At 60.3% G+C, this 26546-nt stretch carries 25 protein-coding genes; 3 read left to right on the top strand and 22 right to left on the bottom strand.

Going from position 1 to position 26546, the window contains the following annotated elements:
• Nucleotides 1–19 precede the first annotated feature (19 nt).
• The gene (locus L7A20_RS01525; protein ID WP_237222148.1) at nucleotides 20–1504 is read left to right on the top strand and encodes a polysaccharide pyruvyl transferase family protein; all 1485 of its coding nucleotides are present in this window, start codon (nucleotides 20–22) and stop codon (nucleotides 1502–1504) included.
• A 205-nt stretch (nucleotides 1505–1709) separates the two neighbouring features.
• On the opposite strand, the gene pstB is transcribed toward L7A20_RS01525, so the two are convergent.
• The 4 genes from pstB to L7A20_RS01505 form a co-directional block, all read right to left on the bottom strand.
• Nucleotides 1710–2489, bottom strand: coding sequence for a phosphate ABC transporter ATP-binding protein PstB (pstB, locus tag L7A20_RS01520; protein WP_135011575.1), 780 nt, complete (start codon nucleotides 2487–2489; stop codon nucleotides 1710–1712).
• 66 nt (nucleotides 2490–2555) lie between these two features.
• The gene (gene pstA / locus L7A20_RS01515; protein WP_237207302.1) at nucleotides 2556–3653 is read right to left on the bottom strand and encodes a phosphate ABC transporter permease PstA; all 1098 of its coding nucleotides are present in this window, start codon (nucleotides 3651–3653) and stop codon (nucleotides 2556–2558) included.
• Complete coding sequence (pstC, locus tag L7A20_RS01510; RefSeq protein ID WP_237205616.1) at nucleotides 3653–4621, bottom strand: phosphate ABC transporter permease subunit PstC; 969 nt, start codon at nucleotides 4619–4621, stop codon at nucleotides 3653–3655. The genes pstA and pstC overlap by 1 nt, the downstream gene beginning before the upstream one ends.
• 83 nt (nucleotides 4622–4704) lie before the next feature.
• Nucleotides 4705–5814 (bottom strand): phosphate ABC transporter substrate-binding protein PstS, encoded by a 1110-nt coding sequence (locus L7A20_RS01505; protein WP_237222147.1) that lies wholly within the window; start codon nucleotides 5812–5814, stop codon nucleotides 4705–4707.
• Between the two features lie 217 nt (nucleotides 5815–6031).
• Between L7A20_RS01505 and L7A20_RS01500 the strand changes: the two genes are divergently transcribed.
• A complete protein-coding gene (locus L7A20_RS01500; protein ID WP_237205614.1) occupies nucleotides 6032–7513 on the top strand; it encodes an FUSC family protein in 1482 nt (493 codons plus the stop codon).
• Here L7A20_RS01500 and radA read toward each other — a convergent pair.
• The 3 genes from radA to L7A20_RS01485 form a co-directional block, all read right to left on the bottom strand.
• Nucleotides 7510–8913: a DNA repair protein RadA gene (gene radA, locus L7A20_RS01495; RefSeq protein WP_237196379.1), complete on the bottom strand. Its 1404-nt coding sequence runs from the start codon at nucleotides 8911–8913 to the stop codon at nucleotides 7510–7512. The genes L7A20_RS01500 and radA overlap by 4 nt on opposite strands.
• A gap of 51 nt (nucleotides 8914–8964) precedes the next feature.
• Entirely contained in the window at nucleotides 8965–10032 is a 1068-nt protein-coding gene (disA, locus tag L7A20_RS01490) for a DNA integrity scanning diadenylate cyclase DisA (RefSeq protein ID WP_237205613.1), read from the bottom strand.
• Between the two features lie 96 nt (nucleotides 10033–10128).
• On the bottom strand, nucleotides 10129–10923 hold the full coding sequence (locus L7A20_RS01485) for a hypothetical protein (RefSeq protein ID WP_237205612.1): 795 nt from the start codon (nucleotides 10921–10923) through the stop codon (nucleotides 10129–10131).
• Between the two features lie 86 nt (nucleotides 10924–11009).
• Between L7A20_RS01485 and L7A20_RS01480 the strand changes: the two genes are divergently transcribed.
• Nucleotides 11010–11975, top strand: coding sequence for an A/G-specific adenine glycosylase (locus tag L7A20_RS01480; RefSeq protein ID WP_237205611.1), 966 nt, complete (start codon nucleotides 11010–11012; stop codon nucleotides 11973–11975).
• On the opposite strand, the gene L7A20_RS01475 is transcribed toward L7A20_RS01480, so the two are convergent.
• The 15 genes from L7A20_RS01475 to L7A20_RS01405 all read right to left on the bottom strand — a co-directional run bounded on the left by L7A20_RS01475 (nucleotide 11972) and on the right by L7A20_RS01405 (nucleotide 26497).
• Complete coding sequence (locus tag L7A20_RS01475; RefSeq protein WP_237205610.1) at nucleotides 11972–12271, bottom strand: hypothetical protein; 300 nt, start codon at nucleotides 12269–12271, stop codon at nucleotides 11972–11974. The two genes, L7A20_RS01480 and L7A20_RS01475, sit on opposite strands and share 4 nt — an antisense overlap.
• A complete protein-coding gene (locus L7A20_RS01470; protein WP_237205609.1) occupies nucleotides 12265–12831 on the bottom strand; it encodes a hypothetical protein in 567 nt (188 codons plus the stop codon). Before L7A20_RS01470 ends, L7A20_RS01475 begins: the two co-directional genes overlap by 7 nt.
• Before the next feature lie 25 nt (nucleotides 12832–12856).
• Nucleotides 12857–13186, bottom strand: a complete 330-nt coding sequence (locus L7A20_RS01465; protein WP_237205608.1) for a hypothetical protein — start codon at nucleotides 13184–13186, stop codon at nucleotides 12857–12859.
• Complete coding sequence (locus L7A20_RS01460; RefSeq protein ID WP_237205607.1) at nucleotides 13171–13728, bottom strand: hypothetical protein; 558 nt, start codon at nucleotides 13726–13728, stop codon at nucleotides 13171–13173. Before L7A20_RS01460 ends, L7A20_RS01465 begins: the two co-directional genes overlap by 16 nt.
• A 90-nt stretch (nucleotides 13729–13818) precedes the next feature.
• Nucleotides 13819–14325, bottom strand: a complete 507-nt coding sequence (locus L7A20_RS01455; RefSeq protein ID WP_237222146.1) for an amino-acid N-acetyltransferase — start codon at nucleotides 14323–14325, stop codon at nucleotides 13819–13821.
• Nucleotides 14326–14722: 397 nt separating this feature from the next.
• The gene (locus tag L7A20_RS01450; protein WP_237222145.1) at nucleotides 14723–17341 is read right to left on the bottom strand and encodes an ATP-dependent Clp protease ATP-binding subunit; all 2619 of its coding nucleotides are present in this window, start codon (nucleotides 17339–17341) and stop codon (nucleotides 14723–14725) included.
• 446 nt (nucleotides 17342–17787) lie between these two features.
• Nucleotides 17788–18141, bottom strand: a complete 354-nt coding sequence (locus L7A20_RS01445; protein WP_185174003.1) for a histone-like nucleoid-structuring protein Lsr2 — start codon at nucleotides 18139–18141, stop codon at nucleotides 17788–17790.
• Nucleotides 18142–18345: 204 nt separating this feature from the next.
• Nucleotides 18346–18543: a hypothetical protein gene (locus L7A20_RS01440; protein WP_237196360.1), complete on the bottom strand. Its 198-nt coding sequence runs from the start codon at nucleotides 18541–18543 to the stop codon at nucleotides 18346–18348.
• Nucleotides 18544–18739: 196 nt separating this feature from the next.
• Complete coding sequence (gene lysS / locus L7A20_RS01435) at nucleotides 18740–20197, bottom strand: lysine--tRNA ligase (protein WP_185174710.1); 1458 nt, start codon at nucleotides 20195–20197, stop codon at nucleotides 18740–18742.
• Between the two features lie 97 nt (nucleotides 20198–20294).
• Nucleotides 20295–21161, bottom strand: coding sequence for a pantoate--beta-alanine ligase (gene panC / locus L7A20_RS01430; RefSeq protein ID WP_423817415.1), 867 nt, complete (start codon nucleotides 21159–21161; stop codon nucleotides 20295–20297).
• Nucleotides 21162–21251: 90 nt separating this feature from the next.
• Nucleotides 21252–22154 carry a Rossmann-like and DUF2520 domain-containing protein gene (locus L7A20_RS01425; protein WP_237222143.1) on the bottom strand — a complete coding sequence of 301 codons (903 nt, stop codon included), beginning with the start codon at nucleotides 22152–22154 and terminating at the stop codon, nucleotides 21252–21254.
• Between the two features lie 52 nt (nucleotides 22155–22206).
• Nucleotides 22207–23583, bottom strand: coding sequence for a hypothetical protein (locus L7A20_RS01420; RefSeq protein WP_237222142.1), 1377 nt, complete (start codon nucleotides 23581–23583; stop codon nucleotides 22207–22209).
• A complete protein-coding gene (locus L7A20_RS01415; protein WP_237222141.1) occupies nucleotides 23577–24281 on the bottom strand; it encodes an ABC transporter ATP-binding protein in 705 nt (234 codons plus the stop codon). Before L7A20_RS01415 ends, L7A20_RS01420 begins: the two co-directional genes overlap by 7 nt.
• On the bottom strand, nucleotides 24281–25939 hold the full coding sequence (locus tag L7A20_RS01410) for a PH domain-containing protein (RefSeq protein WP_237222140.1): 1659 nt from the start codon (nucleotides 25937–25939) through the stop codon (nucleotides 24281–24283). Before L7A20_RS01410 ends, L7A20_RS01415 begins: the two co-directional genes overlap by 1 nt.
• Nucleotides 25940–26497 carry a PH domain-containing protein gene (locus L7A20_RS01405; protein WP_237222139.1) on the bottom strand — a complete coding sequence of 186 codons (558 nt, stop codon included), beginning with the start codon at nucleotides 26495–26497 and terminating at the stop codon, nucleotides 25940–25942.
• Nucleotides 26498–26546: the final 49 nt, after the last annotated feature.

Below are 26546 nucleotides of genomic sequence, written 5' to 3'. Positions count from 1 at the left end.
GTGAAAGGAAACCACTACTATGCCTCGCATCCTAGTGCTCGCAGACCTAGGGCAGTCTGTGTACCACGTTGGCGACGAAGCCATGGGCATCGCTACCGCCGCTGAACTTACCCGCCGCGGCTACGAAGTCTTTATCGCAACCCAAAACATCGACCGGTCCCAGGCCTATATCGGCTCTGCCACCGGCTATATCAAGACCCTTGACTTCCCGGCTCCCCCTGCCGAACGCGAGATTTTCTTGGGTCAGGTCAGACAGCACCTCGCAGGGCACCCTGCCAGCGAAGACATCACCACTTTCGTGCGCCAGGTAGCCGATATGGACGGCATTGTCATTGCCGGTGGCGGTAACATGAATTCAGCTACCGGGCACCTGCTCTACGAACGCGCCGCCTACGCTCTGGTAGCCCAAGCCCACGAGATTCCCCTGGTTATCTCTGGCCAGTCGGTAGGGCCGGTGCTCACCGACGCCGACGCCGAGACCCTGCGCGATATGCTCTCGTCAGCCCAGCTCGTGGGTATGCGGGAGCGCTTCTCGCATGCATGGGCTCATAACGCGGATATCGACTCCCACCTGATTGTGGACGACGCTACCTTCTACCAGCACCAGAAGCGTTCCCTGCCCGGCCGCCCGGTCGTAGACCTCCCCGAACACTATATTTGCGCTACTTTCTCGGGCCTTAACCCGGGGCAGGCCCGGGTCATCGGGCAGCTGCTTGACGATATGCACCGCGAATACGGCCTGCGCACCGTCTTCCTGCCCCACATGGGCGAGCCCCTGACCGACCAGGGCGATGTGGCAGTGCACGCCGAAATCGCTTCACACATGTTCTCCGACCCCGTGCAGCTGCCCATGGTGCACACGGACGACGCCGTGCAGGTTCATCGCGGCGCCTTCATCGCGGTCTCTACCCGCTACCACCCCGGTGTCTTCTCCCTCTCAGCGGGTGTTCCCTTCGTGGCACTGCTGCCCGATGCCTTCACCGACATGCGGGTACGCGGCATGATGGAGCAGTACGGGGCTGAAAACTACGCCATTCCCCTGGCTCTGCTCAATTCTGATGCCCCAGCTGAAGCCCTGCACGAAGTCATTCAGCTCCGCAATGAACTCTCTGAAACCCTGCTGGCGCGAGCCGAGCAGCTGCGCGGTTTCTCCGCCAGCTGGTGGGACGCCGCCTCCCACGTCCTCCTGCACGGGGCAGGGCAGGCTGCCCCGGCCGTCCGCGAACTGGGCAACACCCCCACCATCTTTACCGGCGAGTGGAACATAACCAACCTGCTAGTACGCGACGATATCGCAGACATTTCACTGGCTGCTGCCCGTGCCAGCGCAGAGACCGACAGGGCCCTCTCCTGGGACTACCAGCGTCTACTCCAGCGCGACCGGGCCCAGGCTCGAGCCGACGAGCTGGAGCGTCGTAACGCCGAGTTGGCTGACTCCCTCATCGAAGCCGAAGAGAACGCCACCCTGCGCGGCTGGATGCGCCGCAAGATGCGCGGCGAATAGCCACGCACCGGCAGACAAGATGCACCCCGGTGTAAGCCGGGGTGCCACACTAAAAAAGCCGCCCGACCCCGTCCTTTCCAGCAGCGAAAGGAGTTAGGGGGCCGGGCGGCACACACATTCCCATGGTGTTCCCTCCCCCGCACAGCTACGGGTGAGGGAAGTTTTGTTATGCCCGCTGAGAGCGGGCGATAGCGGGGCGCTAGGCTTAGCCGAAGCGACCTGAGACGTAGTCTTCGGTGGCCTTCTGGCTGGGGTTGTTGAAGATTTCCTGGGTGGGGGCATACTCGATGAGCTTGCCGGGTTTACCGGTGCCCGCGATGTTGAAGAAGGCGGTCTTGTCTGAGACGCGGGCTGCCTGCTGCATATTGTGGGTCACGATGACGACGGTGAAGTTTTCCTTGAGTTCGTTGATGAGGTCTTCAACGGCCAGGGTTGAGATGGGGTCAAGGGCGGAGCAGGGCTCGTCCATGAGGATCACATCGGGCTTGACCGCGATGGAACGGGCGATGCACAGACGCTGCTGCTGACCACCGGAGAGGCCTGAGCCGGGCTTGTCGAGGCGGTCCTTGACCTCGTTCCAGAGATTAGCACCGCGCAGGGAGCTTTCGACCAGCTCGTCCGCGTCGGTCTTGGAGATCTTGCGGTTGTTGAGCTTCACACCCGCTAGCACGTTCTCGCGAATGGACATGGTGGGGAAGGGGTTAGGGCGCTGGAAGACCATACCGATTTGGGAGCGGACGACCACGGGGTCAACGCCCTTGCCGTAGAGGTTTTCGCCGTCGAGCAGTACCTTACCTTCAACACGGGCGCCGGGGATTACCTCGTGCATGCGGTTGAGGGTGCGTAGGAAGGTGGATTTACCGCAGCCTGAGGGGCCGATGAAGGCGGTGACGGTGCGGGGTTCGATTTCCATGGAGATGTCTTCTACCGCGAGGAAGTCGCCGTAGTACACGTTCAGGTTTTCAACGTCGATGCGCTTTGACATGGAGTTTTCCTTTTTCTAAAAGTCTTGTGGGGCCGGTGAGCGCGCTAGGCGGGTGCGCTGCTGGGTTTATCGGCCGGTCTTGGGGGCGAAGATCTTGGCGATGGCTCGGGCGATGAGGTTGAGTACCATCACGATGATGATCAGGATCAGTGCGGCAGCCCAGGCGCGGGTCTCTGAGACCGAGGCGGCGGTGGGGCTGGTGGGCGTCATGATCTGGTAGTAGATGTAGGTGGGCAGGGTTGCCATCCAGCCGCTGAAGGCGCTCCAGTTGATGGAGGTGACGAAGCCTGCGGTCACCAGGATGGGGGCAGTTTCGCCGATGACGCGGGCGATAGCCAGGGTTACGCCCGATGCGATGCCCGAGATAGCGGTGGGGATAACGACCTTCATGATGGTACGCCACTTACGGACGCCCAGGGCGTAGGACGCCTCGCGCAGTTCGTTGGGCACGATACGCAGCATTTCTTCGGCGTTACGCACCACGGTAGGAATCATGAGGACAGACAGGGCCACAGCTGCTACCAGGCCCATACGGTTCATGGGGTTACCTGATACCAGGGCGAAGAAGGAGGCCGCGAAGAGGCCCGCCACAATGGAGGGGATGCCGGTCATGACGTCCACGAAGAAGGTGATGGCTTTGGAGAGCCACTTGCCCTGGCCGTATTCCACCAGGTAGATAGCGGTGAGCAGGCCGATGGGTACCGAGATGACGGTGGCCAGCAGGGTAATTTCGAGGGTACCGATGATGGCGTGATAGATACCGCCGAATACGGGGCCTTCGCCTGCAGCGGCGGCGTTATCGTGTACGCCGGTGACGCCCTTCATGGAGGTGCTCAGGAAGTTACCTGACAGGCCGGGGATACCCTTGGCGAGTACGGTGTAGAGCACCGAGACCAGGGGGATGAGGGCGATGAGGAAGGTGCCGTAGACCAGGTAGCGGGCGAAGGCGTCCTGGCCCTTGCGCTTGCCTTCGAAGGAGGTGACGGCCAGGGGGCCGGCAATCACGAAGATGATGCCTGCAAAGAGGGCGAAGGTTGCGATAGAGAAGCCGGTGAGGGCACTGGCGGCGGCGCCCAGAATCAGGGAGCCTGCGCCGACGGCCAGGGGCAGCCACTTGGGGGCCTGGCGGCTGGCGAAGCGGGATGAGGTGGTAGCTACAGACATTAGTTAGCTCCTGAGAAGTCCTTGTAGCGGGCCACGATCATGCGGGCCAGGATGTTGACGATGAGGGTGATGACGAAGAGCACCAGGCCGGCTGCAATCAGCTCTGACATGCGCAGACCGTAGGCCTCGGGGAAGTTGAGGGCGATCTCTGAGGCGAAGGTCTGGTTCCCGGACTTGATGATGGAGGCGGTCAGCGGGCCGGACGCCAGTACCAGGGTCACTGCCATGGTTTCACCGAGGGCACGCCCCAGGGCCAGCATGACGGAGGAAATGATGCCGGTGCGGGCGAAGGGGAAGACGGTCATGCGAATCATCTCCCAGCGAGTGGCACCCAGACCCAGGGCTGCTTCTTCCTGCAGAGTGGGAGTCTGGATGAAGATTTCGCGGCACATAGAGGTGATGATGGGCAGAATCATGATGCCCAGGACGATGCCCGCGGTCAGGATGGTCTTACCGGTCTGTGAGGCGGGGCCTTCGAAGATAGGGATGAAGCCCAGGTAGGTGGCGAGCCAGTCGTAGAAGGGCACGATTTTGGGGGCCAGTACCGAAGCGCCCCAGGCACCGAAGATAACGGAAGGGATAGCGGCCAGCAGGTCAATCACGTAGCCGATACCCTTAGCCAGCTTGCGAGGGGCGTAGTGGGAGATGAACAGAGCCACGCCGATGCCGATAGGGGTTGCCAGGAGCAGGGCAATGGTCGAGGCAATGAGGGTGCCGATAGTCAGCGGGATGATGTACTGAATGAAGCTGCCGCTGGTGAGGTCTGCTGGGTCTGCGGTGAAAACCGGCAGGGCCTGGGCGACCAGGAAGATAGCGACAGCTGCCAGGACAATAAGAATAAGGACGCCGGCGCCGAGGGAGATACCCGAGAAGATTTTATCTGCCGCCGGGTTTCCTACATCGGGAAGGTCCTTGGTTTTCGCGCGGGCGCTGCTGGTGCCCGGCTGCGGTGCTGCTGTGGTTGACATGGGAATGTGAAACCTTTGTCGTTTTGACGCGGGTCAAGGTGCGACCGGGTCGGAGACCTGGCCGCACCTTGATGAACGCGGTGTTACTGGGTAACGGTGATGGATTCGATAGCCTTCTGGGCGTCAGCGGTCAGTGCGCTGGTCAAGGGCGCTGAGTGGGCCGCGTCAGCGGCGTCCTTCTGGCCCTGCTCGGAGACTACGTAGTTCTCGTAGGCCTTGACCAGGGTGACGTCGTCTTCTGAGGAGTAGCCGGAGCAGACGATGTGGTAGGAGACCAGCACAACGGGGTAGGCGGTGGAGTCCTCGGGGGTGCGGTTGATGTTGATTGCCATGTCGTTCTCGTTCATGCCGCCGACGCGCTCTGAGAGTTCAACGGTCTTGGCAGCGGCATCTGCTGAGAGTTCAACGTAGGAGTCGCCCACCTTGACGTTGACCTTGCCCAGGTTGCCGATGGCTGAGGCGTCCGCGTAGGTGATAGCACCCTCGGTGGATGAGGTGGTGGAGACAACGCCGGAGGTGCCCTTGTTGGATTCACCGGCGTACTGGGAGGGCCAGTTGCCGTCTGCTTCTACGTCCCAGGCACCGTTAGAGGCGGCAGCCAGGTATTCGGTGAAGTTCTGGGTGGTGCCGGAGTCATCTGAGCGGTGGACAACGGTGATCTTGGTGTCGGGCAGGGTAACGCCTTCGTTCTGTGAGGCGATAGCTGCATCGTTCCAGGTGGTGATTTCGCCCTTGAAGATCTTGGCAATGGTTTCGCCGTCCAGGTTCAGGGGTAAGACGCCCGGCAGGTTGAAGGCTACAGCTACGGGGGAGATGTAGACGGGGATGTTGATGGCGCCGCCGTCGCCGCATACCTCCTTGGACTGTTCCCATTCCTCAGCCTTGAGAGCGCGGTCTGAGCCGGCGAACTTAGCGCCACCAGCGAGCAGGGCCTCGCGGCCTGCACCGGAGCCGTCCGGTGAGTACTGTACGGTGCCGCCCAGGTTAGCGAAACCGGTTTCCCAAGCGGTGATTGCTGCCTGCTGGGATGAGGCGCCGACGCCGGTCAGGGGGGTGGAGGGCAGGGAAGCTGCGCTGGAACCTGCGTCTGAGGAGGTGGCAGTGCCGGTTGCGTTGTCTGAACCGCAAGCGGTGAATGCGAGTGCGCCTACAGCTGCAAGTGAGCCCCAACGAGCAAGTGACTTAGCCTTCACAGGTGATTTCCTTTGAGTTTGTGTGCCCTACCCTGTCTCGTGTGAGAACTGTGTGAGACGGTGAGTAGGAAGGGAACGGTGTCTAACGCATCTGACTTTAGGAGCGTTAGGTAGCAGGTGGGCTAGCAGTGGGTGAACGGTGGGTGAACAGGGGGCGCACAGTTAGGGTTAAGGACGCCGGCGGTCGGGTTGAGGCCGCGGGTTTAGAATGGTGGGTATGGGTTTTGGTCAGCAGGTTAAAAGTTTAAAGAAGCGAGCTCAGGATCATAGTCGCCTGGGCTGGCAGCGTATGAAGGACGGCTTTTTCCAGTCTCTTCAGATTGTGGTCTCGGGTATCGGGGCCTATCTTTTTGCGGAGAAGGTGCTGGGGCATACCGAACCGATTTTTGCGGCAACCGCTGCCATTGTTTCTCTGGGTTATATCACCGGCGCTACCCACGCCCGCCGCATCCTTGAGGTGTCGTTTGGTGTGACCCTGGGTATCTTGATGGGTGACATGATGATGCTGGCCCTGGGTCGGGGCATCTGGCAGGCAGGGCTTGTGATGTTCCTGTCTATTATGCTGGCCCGTTTTTTGGATAACGGTATTATTTTCACGATTCAGATGGGTCTGCAGTCCTGCCTGGTGGTCTTGCTCCCGCCGAATGTTGACGGGCCTTTTGCCCGAAGCCTAGACGGTATTGTCGGTGGCCTGTGCGCTTTCTTGCTCATGTTCCTCTTCCCTAAAGACCCGCGTCGCATCCCGCGTGAGAATGCCCGCACGATGATGGGGGCTTTTGCTGCGGTCTTCCGCGATGCCGGTGAGGCGATGGAGCACTACGACGGCAAGGAGGCCTGGCATGCCCTGGCGTCCGCCCGTCGTCTACAGCCTCTCTATAACACCTGTGAGAAGGACATTATTACCTCAAAGGGCATGGCCCAGCTGGCCTGGACTGGCCGGTCTCATATGAAGGAACTCGACCGTTACTCACAGGCTCTGAGCAAGATTGACTACGCTATCCGCAACACCCGGGTGCTTAACCGCCGACTCGCTTCAACCATCAATAACGTGCATATTTCGCAAGAGGCTATCACCTCTATCGCTGAGGCGCTCAAGAGTATTGGTGACGCGGTGGAGGCGCTGGGTGAGGGTATGTCTGCCCCCGATGCGGACGTCCGTACCGAGCGGAAGATGAAGGCCCGCCGTGATCTCTCACATCTGGCTGGTCGCCTGGAGCCGCACATGATGGGTGTGCGCACCATGGAGGCTGAGGCCCTGGTGCTGATGCTCCGCCCTCTGGTGGTCGACCTTTTGGAGGCTTCGGGCCTGACCCACCAGCAGGCGGTCGATATGCTGGTGCCCCTGGGTGATTCCATGACGGAGCACGCCCCCACCACTACGATGCTCCCGGTGCAGGCTGATGCGGACGCCGGTGGTCAGCAGGGTTCCCAACGGCAGCGGGTGGAGCAGAAGCACCGGGACGATACCCGTCAGCTCACCACGGTTCTTCGCGCAAAAGACCGCGCCCCCATTCGGGAGATTCGCGAAGCCTCGGTACGCGACCCCCGCAGTATGCCTGCCGTACCGCCTGCGGGAACCGGGGCGGACGCGTCCGCCCAGATGCTCGACAGCGCCGCTAGGGTTGAGAAGCAGCAGGCCCTGAACACAGCCCAGCTGACCGTAATCGAGCAGAACCTCAAGAAGGAGAAGGGCGACTAGCCCTGGCCGGGGAAGAGCAGGGCCAGAGCCTCCCCCAGTGAGGCGACCTCGCGTACCGACACCCCGGCGGGTACATCACCCACACCGGCCGGTGAGGCAGGCACAATCACGTGGGTAAAGCCCAGCCTCCCGACCTCGGCGATACGCTGGCGGATGCCGGGAACAGCTCGTACCTCACCCGCGAGACCGACTTCGCCAAAGACCGCCAGCTTGCGGGGCAGGGGCTTATCTTGGGCGGCGGAGGCCAGGGCGATGACGCAGGCCAGGTCGGCGGACGGCTCAGAAATCTTAGCCCCGCCCACCGTTGAGATATAGCAGTCTAGCTTGCCCACGTTGAACCCGGCCCGCTTCTGGAGCACAGCCAGCAGCATAGATATACGAGAGCTGTCGAGGCCGCTGGTGGTTCTTCGGGGCTGCGGGGTGGCACTGGTGTCGAGCAGAGCCTGAACCTCGGCGAGCAGGGGGCGGCGGCCCTCCATGGTGACGGTAACGCAGGTGCCCGAGACCGGGTGCGGGGTGCGGGAGACAAAGAGGCCCGAAGGGTCGGTGACGGGGGCGATGCCGTCCTCGTGCATATCGAAACAGCCCACCTCGTCGGTGGGGCCAAAGCGGTTCTTGATAGCCCGCAGCATACGGATAGGGGTGTGTTTATCGCCCTCGAACTGGCAGACCACATCGACCAGGTGCTCCAGCAGGCGGGGGCCAGCGATAGTGCCCTCCTTGGTCACGTGGCCCACTAACAGGGTGCACATATTGCGGCGTTTAGCGGCAGCAATCAGCGAGGCGGCCACCTCTCGCACCTGGGTGACGCCACCGGCGCTCCCCTCGACCTCGGATGAGGCCAGGGTCTGTACCGAGTCCACAATCAGTAGGTCGGGGTTGACCTGTTCGATATGGGCCAGGGCGGTGCCGAGATCGGTTTCGCTGGTCAGGTAGAGGGTATCGGCCAGAGCCCCGATGCGGTCGGCGCGGAGCTTGACCTGGGCGGCTGATTCTTCGCCGGTCACATACAGGACGTTGTGGGGCTTTCCCGTTGACTCGCCGCGGGCAAAGGTAGCGGCTACATCGAGCAGCAGGGTGGATTTGCCGACGCCGGGTTCACCGGCCATAAGAATTACTGCCCCCGGCACCAGACCGCCGCCTAAGACACGGTCGAACTCCGGGTTGCAGGTGCTCATGTACTGGGCCACGGTGGAATCAACCCGCCCAATGGGCTGGGCGGGCGCCTGCACGCTCGATGCCACGGTGGTTTTCGCGGCAACCGGCCCGACAGCTTCTTCTACGGTGCCCCAGGACTGACATTCGCCGCAACGCCCCACCCATTTAGCGGTGGTCCAACCGCATTCGGTGCAGCGGTAGGCGTTAGCGGAGCGTGAGCGGGTTGTTTTACGGGTAGCCATATCAACAGCATAAGGCCGGTGGCTGACACTTTAAGCGCTGCCAGCTAAAGCCTACATAAATCTCTCTAAGAGCGAGCTTTCGGCCATGCGAGAGAGGGATTCTCGAATCACGCGAGCGCGCTGTTCACCGATGCCCTCAACGGCCCGCAGGTCATCGAGGCTGGCAGCCATCAGCGACTGTAGGCCGTCAAAGCGGTCGATCAGGCGGTCAGCGACCGCCCCCGGCATGGACTTGATACCGGCCAGTAGGCGGTGCCCGTGGGGGTGGAGCGGGGCGTCCAGTTCCTCACCCAACCCTGCGGTGCGGGCGATGGTCAGGGGGTCAACGATTTCCTTATCGTCAAGCTGGGCCAGAGCGTCCACAGCAGCCTGGAGGTCTTCGGGGCTGGTGTCTGCGGGCAGGTAATCGCGCAAGACGACCCAGGTGGCGGGCAGGTCGTGGGTGGTCAGTTCTTCAAGCTGCAGAGCAACCAGGCGGCCCACGTTGCCCAGCTCCACCACGTAGTGGCCCGCCTCTACGGTGATTCTGCGAACCATTTCCATGCGCTGTAGGGTGCTGGCTACATCGCGCAGGGTTACGTTGGCTTCGATTTCTAGGGAAGAGAGCTGGTGGAGCACCTGTTCTAGGCGTTCGGTGTAGCTATTGAGGGTACGAATCGCTTGGTTAGCGCGATTCATGAGCGACTGGGTGTCTTCAACCGTGTAACGGATTCCCTCGGTATAGACCGAAATCAGGGACATAGACGCGCTCACCGCGATGACGGGGAAGCCGGTTTGTTTTGCCACACGTTCTGCGGTGCGGTGGCGGGTACCCGACTCATTGGTATCGATGGACGGGTCGGGTAGCAGCTGCACTCCTGCCGCCAGCAGGGTGGAAGCGTCCTTGTCGCAAACAATCGCGCCGTCCATCTTGGCGAGCTCCCGCACGCGGGTGGCAGAGAATTCGGTGTTGATAGCAAACCCGCCCGACGACATCTGCGCTACGGTCTTATCGCTGCCCAGCACGATCAGCGCACCGGTGCGGCCGCGCAAGATTCGTTCCAGGCCCTCGCGGAGTTCGGTACCGGGGGCGATTTGGGCGATTGTTTTCAGCAGAGATTCACTATAAACCGTTAGCACTCCACCAATTTTAGTGCACAGCTTAGCCCGGGAACGGCACCGCCCCGGCATGCGCAGGGCGGGCCGGGGCAGTAGCGGTCTGTGAGGCTAAGGTTCTTAGCCGGTGACGATGATACGGACGGGCTGTGAGGTCACGCCGTTGACGGTTGCGGTTGCCCAGTAGTAGCCGGGCTGGATGGTTGCTGAGGTGTTGCAGCCCAGGACGTTGAGGGAGCGGTTCCAGGTCAGGGCGGTGGTGTTGGTGGCACCTGCGGCAACTTCAGCGTCTTCGACGGGGTTGGCGTAGCACTGGGCGTAGTTGTAGACCTGGGCGGGGCCGGAGGTGATGTTAACGTCTACGTTGTTGGCACCGCCGGTCACGATGCAGGGGTTACCCGAGGTGTTGGTGTAGGTAACGGCCAGGGCAGGGTTCTGGCCCGCTGCGTAGCTGTTGCGGTCGGCAGTCAGGCTTACCTGCAGGTCGGCTGCGGTGCAGGCGGCCGCAACAACCTCGGTGGGTGAGGCGGACTCAGTGGGTTCAGCTGATTCGCTAGGCTCAGCGGACGCGGTGGGCTCGGCTGATTCGGTAGCCTCTGCGCTGGCGGCGGCTGATTCACTTGCGTCGGCTGATACTGATTCGCTGGCGCTTGCGGAGTCGCTGGGCTCAGCGCTTTCTGAGGGGGTCGCTGATTCGGTAGCGCGCTGACTAAAGTCGCTGAAGGCTTCAGCGCTGGTGGAGGTACTTGCGGTGGCGGTTGCGTTGTCGGAGCTGTTACCGCGACCTGCTAACCAGCTGATGAGGCCGATAATGAGGAGCAGGACAAGGACCAGGATGAGGACGGCAACAATGCGGCGGCGGCGGTAGACCTCGGGTGAGACTTCTTCCACCTGTGAATCAACGTTTTCAGACATACATCTAGAGTACCTTTTTCTATGCCACCTGCGGAACTTTTGGGCTGTGTTCGTCCTCCTGGTTACAGGTGTTTTAGAGTGTTGGAGTGTCTTTTACTTTGCCGCTGAGCCAGCTCACTCCCCAGGAACTTGAAAACCTGCACACCGAGATTAACGGGTGGTACCTGGAGCACCGCCGCGATTTGCCCTGGCGTACCGGGAGTAATACGCCCTGGGAGGTGATGGTTAGCGAGTTTATGCTGCAACAGACTCCGGTCAAGCGGGTCTTACCGGTGTGGGAAACCTGGTTGGAGCGCTGGCCTACTCCCGCTGATTTGGCGGCTGAGGATTCCGGTGAAGCTGTGCGTGCCTGGGGACGCCTGGGCTACCCCCGCCGAGCCCTGCGGCTGCATGCTGCGGCCCAGGCTATCGTTCAGAAGCACGGTGGCCAGGTACCCGGCAGCTACGAGGAGCTGCTGGCTTTACCCGGTGTAGGTTCATATACCGCTGCGGCTATATCTGTGTTTGCCTTTGGGGCGCGGGCCACGGTGATTGATACTAATATTCGCCGGGTCCATGCCCGCCTTATCTCGGGCAAGGCGCTGCCGTCTAAGGCACTCACAGCAGCCGAAACCCGTTTAGCTGACGAGCTCATGCCCGCTGACCTGGCGACGTCCTGCCTGTGGAATGTCTCGGTCATGGAGCTGGGAGCGCTCATCTGTACCGCTAAAGCCCCGAGCTGCGAGCGCTGCCCGGTGGTGGATTCCTGTGCCTGGGTTGCGGCAGGATGCCCCGAGGCCGACTATGTGCCTAAGGGCCAGGCTTGGGCCGGTACCGACCGCCAGTTGCGGGGTGCCATGATGGGCGTGCTGCGCGCCGCCCAGGAGCCGGTGCCGGACCAGCTGCTGACCAGTGTGGGGCGGGTAGATATGGTTGTTCCCGAGGGTCTTGTTCCTGCTGTTGCGAAGCTGCGGGCGCTCACTCCCCCGCCGGAGCAGGTTGAGCGCTGTTTCTCGGGGCTCCTGGCGGACGGCCTCGCCCGGCAGGTTGAGGGCGGCAGGGTCAGCCTTTAACCGAAGCTCACGGCCGTTGCGCTACCCCAGAAAATCGCTGCGAAGGGAATAACCACTCCAGCAATGAAGGAGAAGAAGAAGTAGCCTCGCTTGAAGACCCCGTGCTGGCGGGGGTAGCGCACCCCGTTTGCGTATGTGCCTGCGATGAGCAGAATAAGGGACAAGAGTTGAGCAGAGGGAATAAGGAGCACAAAGACCAGCACCGGGTACCAGGGCTGGGCGAAGAAGCCCGGCCGGTAGTTGAGGTAGACCTGACGGCCGGTGGTGTCGTAGTGGGTGTCTGTTCTCTTTAGCATGTCAGCCTCGCTTCTGCGGTACCCTCGCTGTCAATGAAGAAGTTCACGCAACGGGTGTAGCCATAGCTGTTGAGGCTGGTGCGGTTGAACTCCCGTACCACCGATACCCGGGCTGTCGAACCCTTTTCTTCCCATACCTCAGGCTCCCTGTCGTAGACCGAGTTATCGCCAAGCAGGGAAAAGCTAGATGAGGTGTAGGTGAGGTTGCTCAGATAGGTGATGGCAGAGCCGTCGGTACACCAGCCCAGTGAGAAAACCGTGGTGGTCAGGTCAGAACCCAGCAGGTTTTCTTCTGTCACCGGGGTACTCGCCTGCCAGCACTGATGGTCTGCATAAAGGGCCGCTTCTTTTTCGGTGATCTTATCGCGGGTTGATCCCGTCACCAGGTTGCTAACGCTCCAGGAGTTCACCGATACAAGTAGCGCACCGTCATTATTCCGCATGTGGTCCCAGTTCTTCATTTGCTGGCTAGAAACAAGCCAGCCCAGCAAGAGGGGCAGAATAACCAGCACAGCGGTACATACCCGCCCTAGCACGATGGTGTGATGCCTCGTTTTCACGGTTCTCCTCGCTTTCTCGATGGGGCTAGGGACGCCCGTCCGTCACACTCACCCCGGTTGCCAGGGTAAGCACCAGGTGTACCACGGGCAGGAGGGCCACAAGCACTACCGAAAGATAGAAGTAGACCGGGTAGAAGACCTCATAGACCCTGGGGTAGCGCACCCCGTGGGCATAAACACCAGCGGCTAGCACCAGCCACAGGGCTAGGGGCTGGTTCACCAGCAAAAGCAGAATCAGAGCAAGCGGATAAACCCAGGTCGCAAAGAGGCCGGGTACTGTCTGCAAAAAGACCGGGCGACCGTTCTCAGCCAGAACCGTACCGGGTACCTGATCAAGGTCTAGTTGGGAACGCACGAGAGCTCTCCTTCCGCTGTACCCTCAGCGTCGAGGGTAAAGGCCACACACCGTTCAAAACCGTAGCTCGGCAGGCCACTACTGTTATTCACCATGCGGCCAATAACCGTGCGGTATGACTCAAGGGAATCCAGCTCATAGGCCAGTGAATAGTCGGGGTTAGCAGGCGGGTCTGAGCGCATGTTAGGGCCCTCGTAGTCAACCGTGGTGGCGTCCTGCTGGTAGACGATGCCGCCGTCCTTCGCGCACCAGATAACGGAGAACTTATGGGCCAGAAGCTCCTTGCCCAGAATATTCGTTTCGGCCACGCGGGTGAAAGCCTGCCAGCACTGGGCGTCGGAATAGCCGGGTACTGCTGCCTTACGGGTCACCGTAATGTGTTCAATAGGCTCACTGCTCGGTGAGCGCCCTAAAGTTGAAGTTCCCGCCAGGAAAAACGAGGCAGCAACGGCGAGCAAAAGGCTCAAGCCGAGTGCGGCGCCGGCAACGATGCCGGGTCGCTTTTTCTGACGGTATGTTCCTTGCAAATCCTGATGATTCATGGTTCACACCTTTCAGAAGTTGTGAACTAGATTACCTTAAAAGCCGGGCATATTCCAGACCTGCAGAAGGAAAACCTCCAGCCCAGCCCCCTAGATTTCCAGAATCATCCGGGTATTTCCCAGCGTATTGGGCTTCACCCGGGCAAGGTCAAGAAACTCAGCCACACCCTCATCGTGCGACCGCAGCAGCTCCATAAAAGTCTCAGGGTCAATCTGATCCTGGTTCTCCATCACCCTAAACCCCTGGCGCTTGAAGAAATCCACCTCAAAGGTCAGGCAAAAAACACTGGCTACGCCCAGCCGCCGGGCCCGCTCCACCAGAGCGGCCACCAGGGCGTGCCCCACTCCCCGACCGCGCGCAGCAGGAGCTGCCGCCAGCGTCCTAATTTCAGCGATATTCTGCCACATCACGTGCAGGGCCCCGCAGCCGAGAACCTGCCCGGCGGCGTCCTCAACGACGAGGAACTCCTGGATAGCCTCATAGTAGGCCACTGCCTCTTTATCAAGCAGGATTCCTTCAAGGGCCAGGGGGCGCACCAGGCCCTGAATAGCGGGCACATCGTGCACGGTGGCGGGGCGGACGGTCACATCAGTCATTCCTCAAGGCTACTGCCCGGCCTGCTCGGGGCCAAAGCCGCGTGAGACGCAGAGGCCCTTAAACAATAAATCAGCCCCCGACCGCTAAGCGGTGCGAGAGCTGATTTACATCATTACACACACATACACACAAGAGTCTTCTTGTCCTAAAGTAGCCCCACACACCGGGGCTTTGAGTCTTCAGGGGCTCTGTCGAACCGTATGACTCAAGTATGGCAAGCCAGCCTTGAGCGCAAGCCTTAAAGAGCTGGGCACAAGCTGAAAACTTGGTCAAGCTTTGGTTACATTTATCAAGAGCCATCACAGAAGCATCACGAACCTACCAGCGCAACACAAAGCCGCCTGCGGCGTCCTTGGTATCAGGACGCCACAGGCGGCTTACGCTTGCGCAGGCGGCTTAGCGCTCGTCGGCTTCGCGGGCCTCTTCAGCCTCGAAACGCTGCTCGGCAGTCTCGTTAGCTACCTCAGCTTCGGGGATTGCGGGCAGATCCTTCTCATCCTCACCAAAGGCCTTATCAAAAGCCTCGGCGTCCAACTCACCCAGGGGAGCTGACGAGAAGGTGAACTTGGCCAGGTCGCCCTCGCCCTCAACGTCCACGGTGATCTTCTCACCGGACTTGATCTCACCGAAGAGAATCTTCTCAGAGAGCGGGTCTTCCAGGTTGCGCTGCATCTCGCGGCGCAGCGGACGGGCACCCATGGAGGGGTCGTAACCCTTAGCTGCCATGAGAGCCTTAGCCTTATCGGTCAGCTCGATGGACATATCCTGCTCGGCCAGGCGCTTAGCCAGGCGGGCAACGAAGAGGTCAACGATCTGCAGGATCTCAGACTCGGAGAGCTGGGGGAAGACAATGATGTCGTCCACGCGGTTGAGGAACTCAGGGCGGAAGTGCTCCTTGAGGGATTCCATCACGCGACCCTGCATACGCTCGTAGGAGCCCTGGTCATCGCCTACCTGCTGGAAGCCAACGGGTACACGGCGGGCCATCTCACGGGAGCCAAGGTTGGTGGTCATGATGATCACGGTGTTCTTGAAGTCCACAACACGACCCTGGGAGTCGGTCAGTCGGCCGTCTTCCAGAATCTGTAGCAGGGAGTTGAAGAGGTCGGCGTGAGCCTTTTCAACCTCGTCAAAGAGCACAACGGAGAAGGGCTTGCGGCGGACCTTCTCGGTCAGCTGGCCACCCTCTTCGTAGCCGACGTAGCCGGGAGGGGCACCGAAGAGGCGGGAAACGGTATGCTTCTCCTGGTACTCCGACATATCCAAGGTGATGAGGGCGTCCTCATCCCCAAAGAGGAACTCAGCCAGGGCCTTAGCCAGCTCGGTCTTACCGACGCCGGTGGGGCCGGCGAAGATGAAGGAGCCGCCGGGGCGCTTGGGGTCCTTGAGGCCAGCACGGGTACGGCGAATTGAACGGGAGAGAGCCTTGATGGCGTTCTCCTGGCCGATGACGCGCTTGTGCAGCTCCTCTTCCATCTTGAGCAGACGGCCGGATTCTTCCTCGGTGATCTTGTAGACCGGAACACCGGTGGAGAAGGCCAGGACGTCGGCGATAACCTCGGGGGTCACCTCGCCGAAGGCGTCACCAGCGTTGCGCCACTGCTGCTCAGCCTCTTCCTTCTCAGCAACCAGCTTCTGCTCCTTATCGCGCAGGTCAGCTGCCTTCTCGAACTCGTTAGCCGCAATGGCCTCTTCCTTCTCGCCCTTGAGCTTGGCAATGCGCTCTTCAAGCACCTTGATTTCGGGCGGAGCGGTCATGCGCTTGATACGCAGGCGGGCACCGGCCTCGTCAATCAGGTCAACAGCCTTATCGGGCAGGAAGCGGTCAGAGATGTAGCGGTGAGCCAGGTTAACGGCGGTCTCCAGAGCCTCATCTGAGATGGTCACGCGGTGGTGAGCTTCGTACTTATCGCGCAGACCCTTGAGAATCTCAACAGCCAGCTCGGGGCTGGGCTCATCGACCTGGATGGGCTGGAAACGGCGCTCCAGGGCGGGGTCCTTCTCGATGTGCTTACGGTACTCATCGAGGGTGGTTGCACCGATAGTCTGCAGCTCGCCACGGGCCAGCATGGGCTTCAGAATTGAGGCAGCGTCAATCGCGCCCTCAGCGGCACCTGCACCGACCAGGGTGTGAATCTCATCGATGAAGAGAATGATGTCGCCGCGGTTGCGGATCTCCTTCAGCACCTTCTTCATGCGCTCTTCGAAGTCACCGCGGTAGCGGGAACCCGCCACCATAGAACCCAGATCCAGGGTGTAAAGGTGCTTGTCCTTCAAGGTTTCAGGTACATCACCGTGCACAATCGCCTGAGCCAGGCCCTCAGCAACGGCGGTCTTACCCACACCGGGCTCACCAATCAGCACGGGGTTGTTCTTAGTACGGCGAGAGAGCACCTGCATAACGCGCTCCATCTCCTTATGGCGACCAATCACAGGGTCAAGCTTGCCCTCGCGCGCCGCAGCCGTGAGGTTGCGTCCGAACTGGTCAAGAATGGCAGACCCAGCCGGGGTGCCCTCGCGGGAGTTACCCGCACCCACACCGGCGGTCTCCTTACCACCCTCACCGTTGTTGTTACCTGGGTAGCCAGAAATCAGGTCCATCACGGTCTGACGAACCTTAGCGGGCTCAGCACCCAGCTTGGTCAGAATCTGGTTACCCACACCCTCATTAGCGCGCACCATACCCAGCAGGATGTGCTCAGTACCAATGTAGCCGTGGTTCAGCTGGATAGCCTCGCGCATCGACAGCTCAAGAACCTTCTTAGCGCGCGGGGTAAAGGGAATATGACCGCTGGACGCCTGCGGGCCAGAACCGATGATGTCCTGCACCTGGTCACGCACGGCAGTGAGATTAATACCGAGCGACTCAAGAGCGCGAGCCGCAATACCCTCACCCTCGTGAATCAGACCGAGCAGAATGTGTTCGGTACCGATGTAGTTGTGGTTCAGCATGCGTGCTTCTTCTTGGGCAAGCACGATGACGCGACGGGCGCGGTCGGTAAACCGTTCAAACATTGAACACTCCTTGGAAACTTACTATTACCCAAAAGATTACGCGCGTTTTCACCCCCGCGGGGCGCTGTTCGCCACGGAATGAATGGGGCTTATTTATCAGGGTTCCGCATGCTCACGCTGGATGAAGCCCAGCAGATTCCGAGCGCGCGAGGAAATTAATCTGCGGGCGGAATAGGCGTAAGCCTGACCCTCACGCCCCGCCTGACGGCGGATTCCGTTCGCTCTTGTGTGCTCGCGCGCTCGCACTCGCTCACTTCATCGAGCCAGCAGCTTCGCTGTGAGCATGCTTCACCCGCACTTATTGAATAAGCTTCATTTACTCGATAAGACCTGCCGAAACATCACCCAATTTTTCTTCTACACGCATGTTTTATAGGCCGCTTATAAATAATTGAGGCGGAACCCGCTCAGCGGGTTCCGCCTCATAGAGACAAGAAGAAGATTATTTACTTGCTTTCTTTGCCCATAGCCTTGTAGTAGGCGTCCTGAATGTTCTGGTGAATACGGCCACGGCTAGAAACCTCGTAGCCGTTTTCCTGGGCCCACTTACGAATTTCAGCGATTTCGGGGTTGCGCTTAGCGGTGGTGCGTGAACCTGCGGGACGGCCGGGGGTGCGCTGGGCACCCTGAACGCGGCGGGCCTTAGCAGCGAAAGGACGGATGGCGTCACGCAGACGGGCAGCATTAGCGCTAGAAAGATCGATTTCGAACTGGCCGCCGTCGAGACCGAAACGTACGGTTTCTTCTGCGGGGCCGCCGTCGAGATCGTCTTCAAGAATAATCTTGACCTTCTGAGCCATTATTTTCTCCTTGGATGAATCTGTTGAGGGAATATGAACTCAATCGCGTTTTGGGTAGGGAAGCACATATAAGAGGATATTCCGCCTCTACCCTTTTCTGTGGGGCACGCAATCGAGTTAGTCACCCTTGATGACTAAAATAAATAGTACATATTCTTTTCTCAAAAAGGAAATAAAGTCACGCTTCAGAGAACAAAAAGACTTTTATTTAGTTTCTGATGTTCCAAAAGGATCCCGTGTTCCTTCTGCGTTTTTTACAGAGCGGTACCAGGCTTCGGCGTCCTTTTCGATATCCCGGCGGGCAGCACGCTCGGTGCGGTCAGCACGATTCATCCAGCGCAAAATAAAATAAAGCACCAGGCCCGCGCCTATGGAGGGAACCAGGCCAATCAGGAATTCCATCTCTTCTCTACCTTTCTCGGGTTTACAAGACTTGTCGAAACAATGGCTGTAGCAGGCTCGCAGCGAGCGCGAGCCTGCGAAGCCCTTTGAACACATCAGATACACTTCCTCCAATCTACCCCAGGTAACTGGCAAACAGGACATGAAAAAGCCCGCCCGGCAGGCTGCCAGGCGGGCACAAGAGCGTTAGGACGTTTTACTCAGCTTCGGGCTTCATCAGCGGGAAGAGAATGGTCTCGCGGATACCTACGCCGGTGAAGAGCATAATCAGGCGGTCGATGCCCAAGCCCAGGCCGCCCATGGGGGGCGCACCGTATTCCAGGGCTCGCAGGAAGTCGTCGTCGAGCTGCATGGCTTCGTCATCGCCACCGGCAGCCAGCTTGGACTGCTCTGTGAGGCGCTCCCGCTGAATCACGGGGTCGATGAGCTCGGAGAAGGCGGTGCCTCGCTCCATACCGCCGATAATCAGGTCCCAGGCCTCAATCAGGTTGGCCTCGGAGCGGTGCTGACGGGCCAACGGCTGGGCTGAGGGCGGGTAGTCGTAGACGAAGGTGGGGTTAATCAGGGTGGGCTCCACGATTTCGCCGAAGAGCTCAACGACTAGCTTCTCGGCGTCCCACTTGGGGTCAACGGGGACCTCGTGCTTCTCGGCGATAGCGCGCAGTTCTTCTGCGGTGGTGGCGGGGGTAATCTCAACGCCCACGGCCTCGGACAGGCCGGGGTAGACGCCCAGCCACTTCCATTCGCCGGTCAGATCGATGGTGCCGGCTTCGGTTTCGATCTGGTGTACGCCCACAGCGTCGGCGCAGGCCATGATGATTTCCTGCATGCGCTTGGCCATGACGAACTGGTCGGCGTAGGCCTCGTAGCATTCCAGGGTGGTGAATTCGGGGCTGTGGGTGGAGTCTACGCCCTCGTTGCGGAAGACACGGCCGATTTCGTAGACGCGTTCCAGGCCGCCTACCTCAGCGCGCTTGAGGAAGAGCTCGGTGGCGATGCGCAGGGTCATGGGCTGGTCAAAAGCGTTCAGGTGGGTTTCGAAGGGGCGGGCTGCCGCACCACCGTGAATGAGCTGCAGGATGGGGGTTTCTAGCTCGATGTAGCCGTGGTCGTTCAGCACGTTACGCACGGTCTGGGTGATCTTGGCGCGCTTGATGACCAGGTCGCGGGCTTCGTCGCGCACCATCAGGTCGAGGTAGCGCTGGCGGACGCGGGTCTCTTCGTTTAGGTCGGAGTGCAGGTTGGGCATGGGGCGCAGGGCCTTGGATGCCATCTGCCATTCGTCCGCCATGATGGAGAGCTCGCCGCGGCGGGATGAGATGACCTCGCCCTTGACGAAGACGTGGTCACCCAGGTCAACCAGGGCCTTCCAGTCAGCCAGGGATTCTTCGCCCACGCTGGCCAGGGAGATCATGGCCTGGATGCGGGTGCCGTTGCCCTGCTGCAGGGAGGCGAAGCAGAGCTTACCGGTGTTGCGGACGAAGACGACGCGTCCGGCCACACCAACGATGTCGCCGGTGGTCTGGTCTGCTTCGAGCTTGCCGTCGTACTTCTCACGGATTTCGGTGATGGTGTGGGTGACGGGGACGCCCACGGGGTAGGCTTCACGGCCAGATTCGAGCAGCTTGGCGCGCTTTTCGAGGCGAATCTGCATCTGCTCTGAGACGCCGTGGTCGAAGGCGGTGGTTTCGGCGGGGGTGTTGCCCTGTTCAGTCAATGATGTACCTGTTCTTAGGTTGGGTATAGAGGTCTTAGTTGATTTCCATGTTATCGATGAGGCGGGTGGAGCCCACGTAGGCTGCCACGAGCGCTAGCACACGTGCCTGTTCGCTCTGGGGGGCCTCAAAGGTGTCGGTGTCGACGACTTCGAGGTAGTCCAGGTGCACTCCGTCGGTGCTGTCGATAGTGGCGCGGGCCTGGGCGACATCCTCAGCGGTGAAGCTACCGGTAATGTACTTTTCGCGCAGGGTGGCCAGGGTTCGGGACAGAACCAGGGCTGCTTCGCGTTCTTCAGCGCTCAGGTACTGGTTGCGCGAGGAGAGGGCAAGGCCGTCGTCCGCACGTACCACGGGCACAGGCTTGATGGTGACATCGTGGTTGAAGTCCTTGACCATGCGCTGAATGAGGGCCAGCTGCTGGGCGTCCTTCTGCCCGAAGTAGGCGTTGAGGTTAGCCTCCCCGACCAGGGGCTTGAGGATATTGAAGAACTTATTGACTACGGTCAGCACCCCGTCGAAGTGGCCCGGGCGGGTCTTGCCCTCAAAGAGGGTACCCAGTTTGCCGGAGACCACGGTGATTTTGGGGTCGCCACCGGGGTACATGTCTTCAACGGTGGGGGCGAAAATGACGTCGACACCAGCTTCAGCTGCCAGGGCGGCGTCCGCTTCAAGAGTGCGGGGGTAGCGGTCGTAGTCTTCGTTGGGCCCGAACTGGAGGGGGTTCACGAAGATAGAGAGCACCACAACATCGTTCTGTTCGCGGGCACGGCGAATCAGGGTGGCGTGACCGTCGTGCAGGGCGCCCATGGTGGCTACATAGCCTACGGTGAGGGGCTTCTCTGCGGCGGGGGTTTCACCGGTGTCTCGGCGGCGGCTGGCGGTGGTGAGGGCCAGGAGCATTTCGTTGCCAAGATCGGTGATGGTGTGTGCGATAGGGGCTTGACTCGTCACGGTGGTGAGGGGTCCTTTCGTGTTTTGCGCCCTCCCAGTTTACCCGGCGAGCGCTTGAAGCACAGCATGGTAGCTCTCATCGGTGAGGGCTCCGCGGCTGTGGGCGCGTTCGGCGGTGGCGCGGGCGAGGGCCAGGTAGGCGGCCTTGATGTCGTCTGCGTTTTCTTCGAGGGCGTAGCTGGCGAGGGTTTGGGCGTGGGCGGCTACGGTGTGGGCGTCTCCGCGGGCGACGGGGCCGGTGAGGGCGCTATCGCCGTTGGCGAGGGCGTTGTCGAGGGATGCTCTGAGCAGGGGCTCTATGTAGCGGGCTGGGTTTTCGATGCCGATGGAGGCCAGGATTTGGAGGGCCTGGCCGGTGATGGTAACCAGGTGGTTGGATCCGTGGGCAAGGGCGGCGTGGTAGAGGGGGCGGTCGCCTTCAGCAATGAGGACAGGCTCTCCCCCCATCTCAACGACCAGGGCCTGAGCGATGGGAGTGAAGGGGGCTGGGCCGGTGACGCCGAAGCTGGTGTTGGCCAGGCGGGGCAGGTCGAGGGAGAGGCCGGTGAAGGTCATGGCCGGGTGGATGGCTAGGCCGATAGCTCCCTGGGCCGTGGCGGGGGCAAGGACGGAGGTGCCGTGCCGCCCTGAGGTATGGATGAGGATTTGCCCGGGGCGCCAGCCATCGGTTTCGGCTATGCCTTTGACCAGGTCAGGCAGGGCATCGTCGGGTACGGCAAGGAGCACCACTTCACTGGTGGTAATGATCTCTGGGATGGTGGACGCCGGGACGCCGGGGAGCAGGGCTTCGGCTCGGGTGTGGGAGGCTTCTGAGACGGCATGGACGCCGGTAATCAGGTGCCCAGCGGCACGGAGGGCTGCGCCGAGCACGGCCCCCACCTTGCCTGCTGAGATTACGCCGATGCCCAGGCGGGCGGGCTTAAGATGGTTGCTGGTTTGCACGGGGCACCTTTCTGTCTGCGTCCTGCCTGCTTAGTTTACCGGGAGCAGTCTCTTACCGGGTACGGCCTTTACTGTAGTGCTGCCCAAGACGCCACAGACAGAAGGCTAGGGGAATAAGTAGCCCTTGAATAGTGCCACTAAAAACGGCCAGCGCAACCACCCCAATCTGAAAAGCAACGGTACTCGCAGCTACCAGAGGCTGAACCGGAACCACTAATCCCGACGGCAGGGCAACGACAAGGCTGTAGTCGTATTCCTGTAGAGGGTCAGCCTCTCCTAGCGCCACGGCAATCCCGAAAAAGAGAGCAGCGCCCGTAATAATGCCCGGAAGCTGAAAGATGATGGTCATTGCCACGGCATAGATTACCGTAGCAACGCCAGCGCCCACGATAAACCCCAACAAGGTTGAAAAATAAGGAGCTGTAAGCCACTGCCGAAGAGGCAGCTGGGCTGACCATTCCCGAGGTAGCCAACGGTAGAAGAAGGCAATCAACCAGACACCTACAATCGTTACGATACCGATGCCAGACGCTCCGAACCCGACCCCCACAAAGATCCCCAGGGGGATGCTCAGTAAGGTAATAAGAACGAGCGGGGCCAGGCTATCAGCTAAAGCAGCCAGCGATAGAAGGTAAGAACGGGAGTTCACAAGTTTTCTGCGGAAGGTACCTCTCTGCCCACCATAGTAGCGGTAACCCTGTGCTCCGCTGAGATTACGGACGGCGTATAGAAGCAGCGTACTTCTCCCAAACCCCTGAGTAGCAGCAACCCGTTCCAGAGGACTATTCTGAGCTGAAATAACGAGCACAAGCGTTCCAAGTATTCCGAGGAACAGAACAAGCGCTCCAAGACAGTAGATTAAAGCAACGTTTGCGCTTATGACTGAATCGGTGGTCGTAGCGATGAGCAATAGAAGACCCGTAACCGCTGCCAGACCTGCCCAAGCCAAAAGAAACTTTAGCCGTCTCAGTAGCTGCGCCGCAGCCATACCGTGCAGCATAAGCACCCCAAACGCGACAGCGCCCAGTGTCGTTCCCACCAACCAAGTCACCGAGAGCGGCGCAAAAATAGTCGCTAGCATTACGGAGAGCAGGGCCCATATGCCTAAAGCAACCCGTATAGCCCGAAAATGCCAGGGATTACGGCTGGGATATGAAAGTCCAGAGTAACGCCAAAAGAGTTCAGCCGGCGAGTAAGCCAACGGTCCCAACTGATAAAAGAGCCAGACTAGCCCAGCTCCTGCAATCAGCAGACCGCCCATAAAGAAACCGGGCGCTTGGAAATCTTCTAATGTGAAATATAGGTAGGATCCTCGAACCTGACGCAGGGAGACGCTGAATGACCCTGCAAGTGCAAGCCAGAAAACCAGGTAGAAAAATACCTTATAGACCGCACCGAGCCGATACCCTAACGTCCTGAGCGCTACCATGCGTTCTCGGCCGCCAGACCCAGCCCATCAGTCTCCAACGGAAACACCAAATTTTTAGTTCCTGGCAACGCGTTAAGCTCCGGGTCATGTGTGGCTATACAAACCGCTGCCCCAGCAGAGACTGTGGACTCCGCCCACTGAGCAATCCACTCCACTCCAGCAGTATCAAGACGCTTTTCTGGCTCGTCCAAAAAGTAGTAACGGGCAGGACGGAGCAACAAGGACGCAAGGCGGGAGCGTTGCTCCTGGCCAGAGCTCAGGGTGTGTGGTTCTCTGTCATAAGCCTGGGGTACTCCAAGTTCTTCTAGCGCCTGACGCACGCTCATACGCTGAGAAGAAGCCATTCCCAGCTTTTGAGCGATCTTAGGGCCTTCATCGGCCAGTATTTCAAGATGCTGCCCTACGGTTAGGCCAGGAAGCCACCCCAGCGCGTCGTTGAGCCCAAAAACCTGTAAACGGAAGGCCTCAGACGCAGAGGTCACCGGTACTCCATCGATGAGCACCTGCCCTTCGGATAAATCCTGATGCAGAAGAAGACAACTCATGAGGGTCGACTTACCGGAACCGTTAGGGCCAGTCAAAGTGTAATACACTCCTGGCTCCAGCGTGACAGAAGCACCAGAGAAAATAACATTCTCGTCAAAGGCTTTGGCCCCCTGATTTAGTTGAAGCGCAGGAACCTTTGTAGGTAAACCCATCAGTTTCCTATCTCAGTATCGGGCAGAGGTAGGAGCTCGTAGGGCGGGAGCTGCGAAGATGTACCGGAGCCTTTCCCGGCGTCCGCAGATGTCGGCACCGGTGCAGGCGCAACCCCCATCTGGGCCAGGCGGACGGTCAGGGCGCGGGCGACCTCGGCGTCCGCGTTATGCACCGCGGTAGACAGGGTTCCCCCGGCAACCCGCAGCGACAGATGAGCCAGCCCAGCCCGCTTCTGTAGGGGCCCCTGGCTCAGTTCAAGGCTCTGCACCTTGCTGTGCGGAACGAAGGAGAGGCGGCGCACCCAACGACCCGAGCGGACCAAAAGAAGCAGAGGGGTCACCGCAAAACCGTTGCGGCGGTAGGTGAACGGGTCAAACCAGCGGGCAGACGCCGGGGACACCGTAAAGCCCTGATCGGTGCCGCTTCCCGCCAGGCCGGCTAAGAGCTGGTCAGGTGACACGCCACCGTCCTGCTGGGCAGGGAGCACCAGGGGTAGCACCCGCATCACGTCATCGAGCGTGCCCACCGGCAGCAGCTCCCCGGCGAATTCACCCTGGTCGCTGCCCTTACCGAGCAAGGTGACCTTGATTCGGTACCAGCCGGTCATGCGCCACAGCAGGGGCTGCTCCACCGAAATACGCTGGATACGGCCCTCGGGCAGGGTCTGGGTGGTGGTATCAGTAAAGCCAAAGCGGGTTTTCAGGCCGTCCGGGCTGGTGGAAAGCGAAAAGTTGAAGCCGGTGTTAAAGCGCTTCCAGGCGCTCGAAACGATAGTCAGGATAACCGCCACGTTCGAAGCGAAAATAGCGCCCAGGGACATCTCTGCCCAGAACATCAGCCCGCCCATGCCCAAGAGGAACAGCAGGCCCACAGCCCAGCCCAGGCTCAGCACCATCGACCCCAGCAGCCGCGCAACCGGCACCTTGACGATGAGCTGCTCACCGGCGTCCTTAATACCCAGAAAATTCTCGGTGAGGTGGTCGCTCAGGCGGTCTGCCATGTCGCGGTGGGCGGGCTGGTCGGCAGGAGCGGACGCCGGCGCCGGGGAGTCTGCCGCGTCGGCTTTGAGGGTGCGCACCTGAGCCAGTAGCTGCTCACGCAGGGAGCGGGCCTCGGAGTACTTGAGGAATTGCACGCGCAGGGCTGAGGAATCACCATCTGCCACATCGAATTTGAGCTCAGCTAAGCCCAGTAAGCGGGCCATGAACGGACGGTTCACGTCGATGGACTGCACCCGATCCAGCCGGGCTTTGCGCTCGGTTTTGAAGAGCATGCCGCTCTTGATGTAGACATTGCGGTCATCGACGGCAAAACGGTAGAAGAACCAGGTTGAGAGGAAGGGCAGTAACAAGAGGAGGAAGAAGACGGCCAGCACGCCCAGGAACCAGAAGCCCCCGAAGATGCTCGTCCAAGAGAGAAAGACTGTATCTGGCGGGCCGCTCTGCCCAAGTTCGCGCAGGTCAAGGGGTTCTTCGCCGGTGAAGAGGTCGTCAACCAGGTTATTAGCGATGGTGTAGATGAAAACGACGATAATCAGCCAGGCCCGCACCAGGGGCGAGAGCGGGTGGGCACGACGCCAGGTGAGGGCGGCTTCTTCGCGGGCGGTGATATCGGTGGAAACAGCCGGGGATTCTGAAGTGGGTACCTGTTCGCTCATTTAGAGGCCCGCCATTCTGGCGTCCGACAGGTCGGTGAGAACCTCGCGCAGCTGGTCAGCATCGCTCTTGGCCAGGCCCGGAATGGTGATGCTGTTGGCCGCGGTTTTTACCTCGACGCTGGCCAGTGAGAGCGCATTTTCGAGCGGCCCAGAGGACACATCGACGTACTGAATACGCCCGTAGGGTACGGCGGTGACTGAATGGAAGAGCAGGCCGGAGCGTTTGAGTAGGTGGTCAGCGCGTTCACTGTAGCCGATAGCCTGCACCCGACGCTTGACCAGTATCAGCGCCCACAGCCGCCAGATGAGCACCAGGGCAGGTAGGCCCCAGTAGGCCCAGGGTGCCCAGTTCCAGCTCTCCACCACAAGCGTCATGATAAGCGGTAGAGACGCCACTCCCAGCAGAATAAGAGACCAGATGAGAGAGGTGATGAGCTTAACCCGAACGTACTTGGGCGAAACCCGCTTCCAACTGACCTCGGGTAGATCTATGGTCTGCTTGCCCAGGCCATCAAGGTCGAGCGGGGGCAGGGTAGGTGTAAATTGCGGCTCGTTCATGGTGCTCTCTCGTTACGTATACATGTCAGGGTGTGGTCTACACCATTAT

The sequence above is a fragment of the Rothia nasimurium genome (genome assembly GCF_928381415.1).
Classification (GTDB): domain Bacteria; phylum Actinomycetota; class Actinomycetes; order Actinomycetales; family Micrococcaceae; genus Rothia; species Rothia nasimurium_H.
The sequence above is the reverse complement of the archived record's forward strand: the minus strand, read 5'-3'. Positions and strand labels throughout refer to the sequence as shown.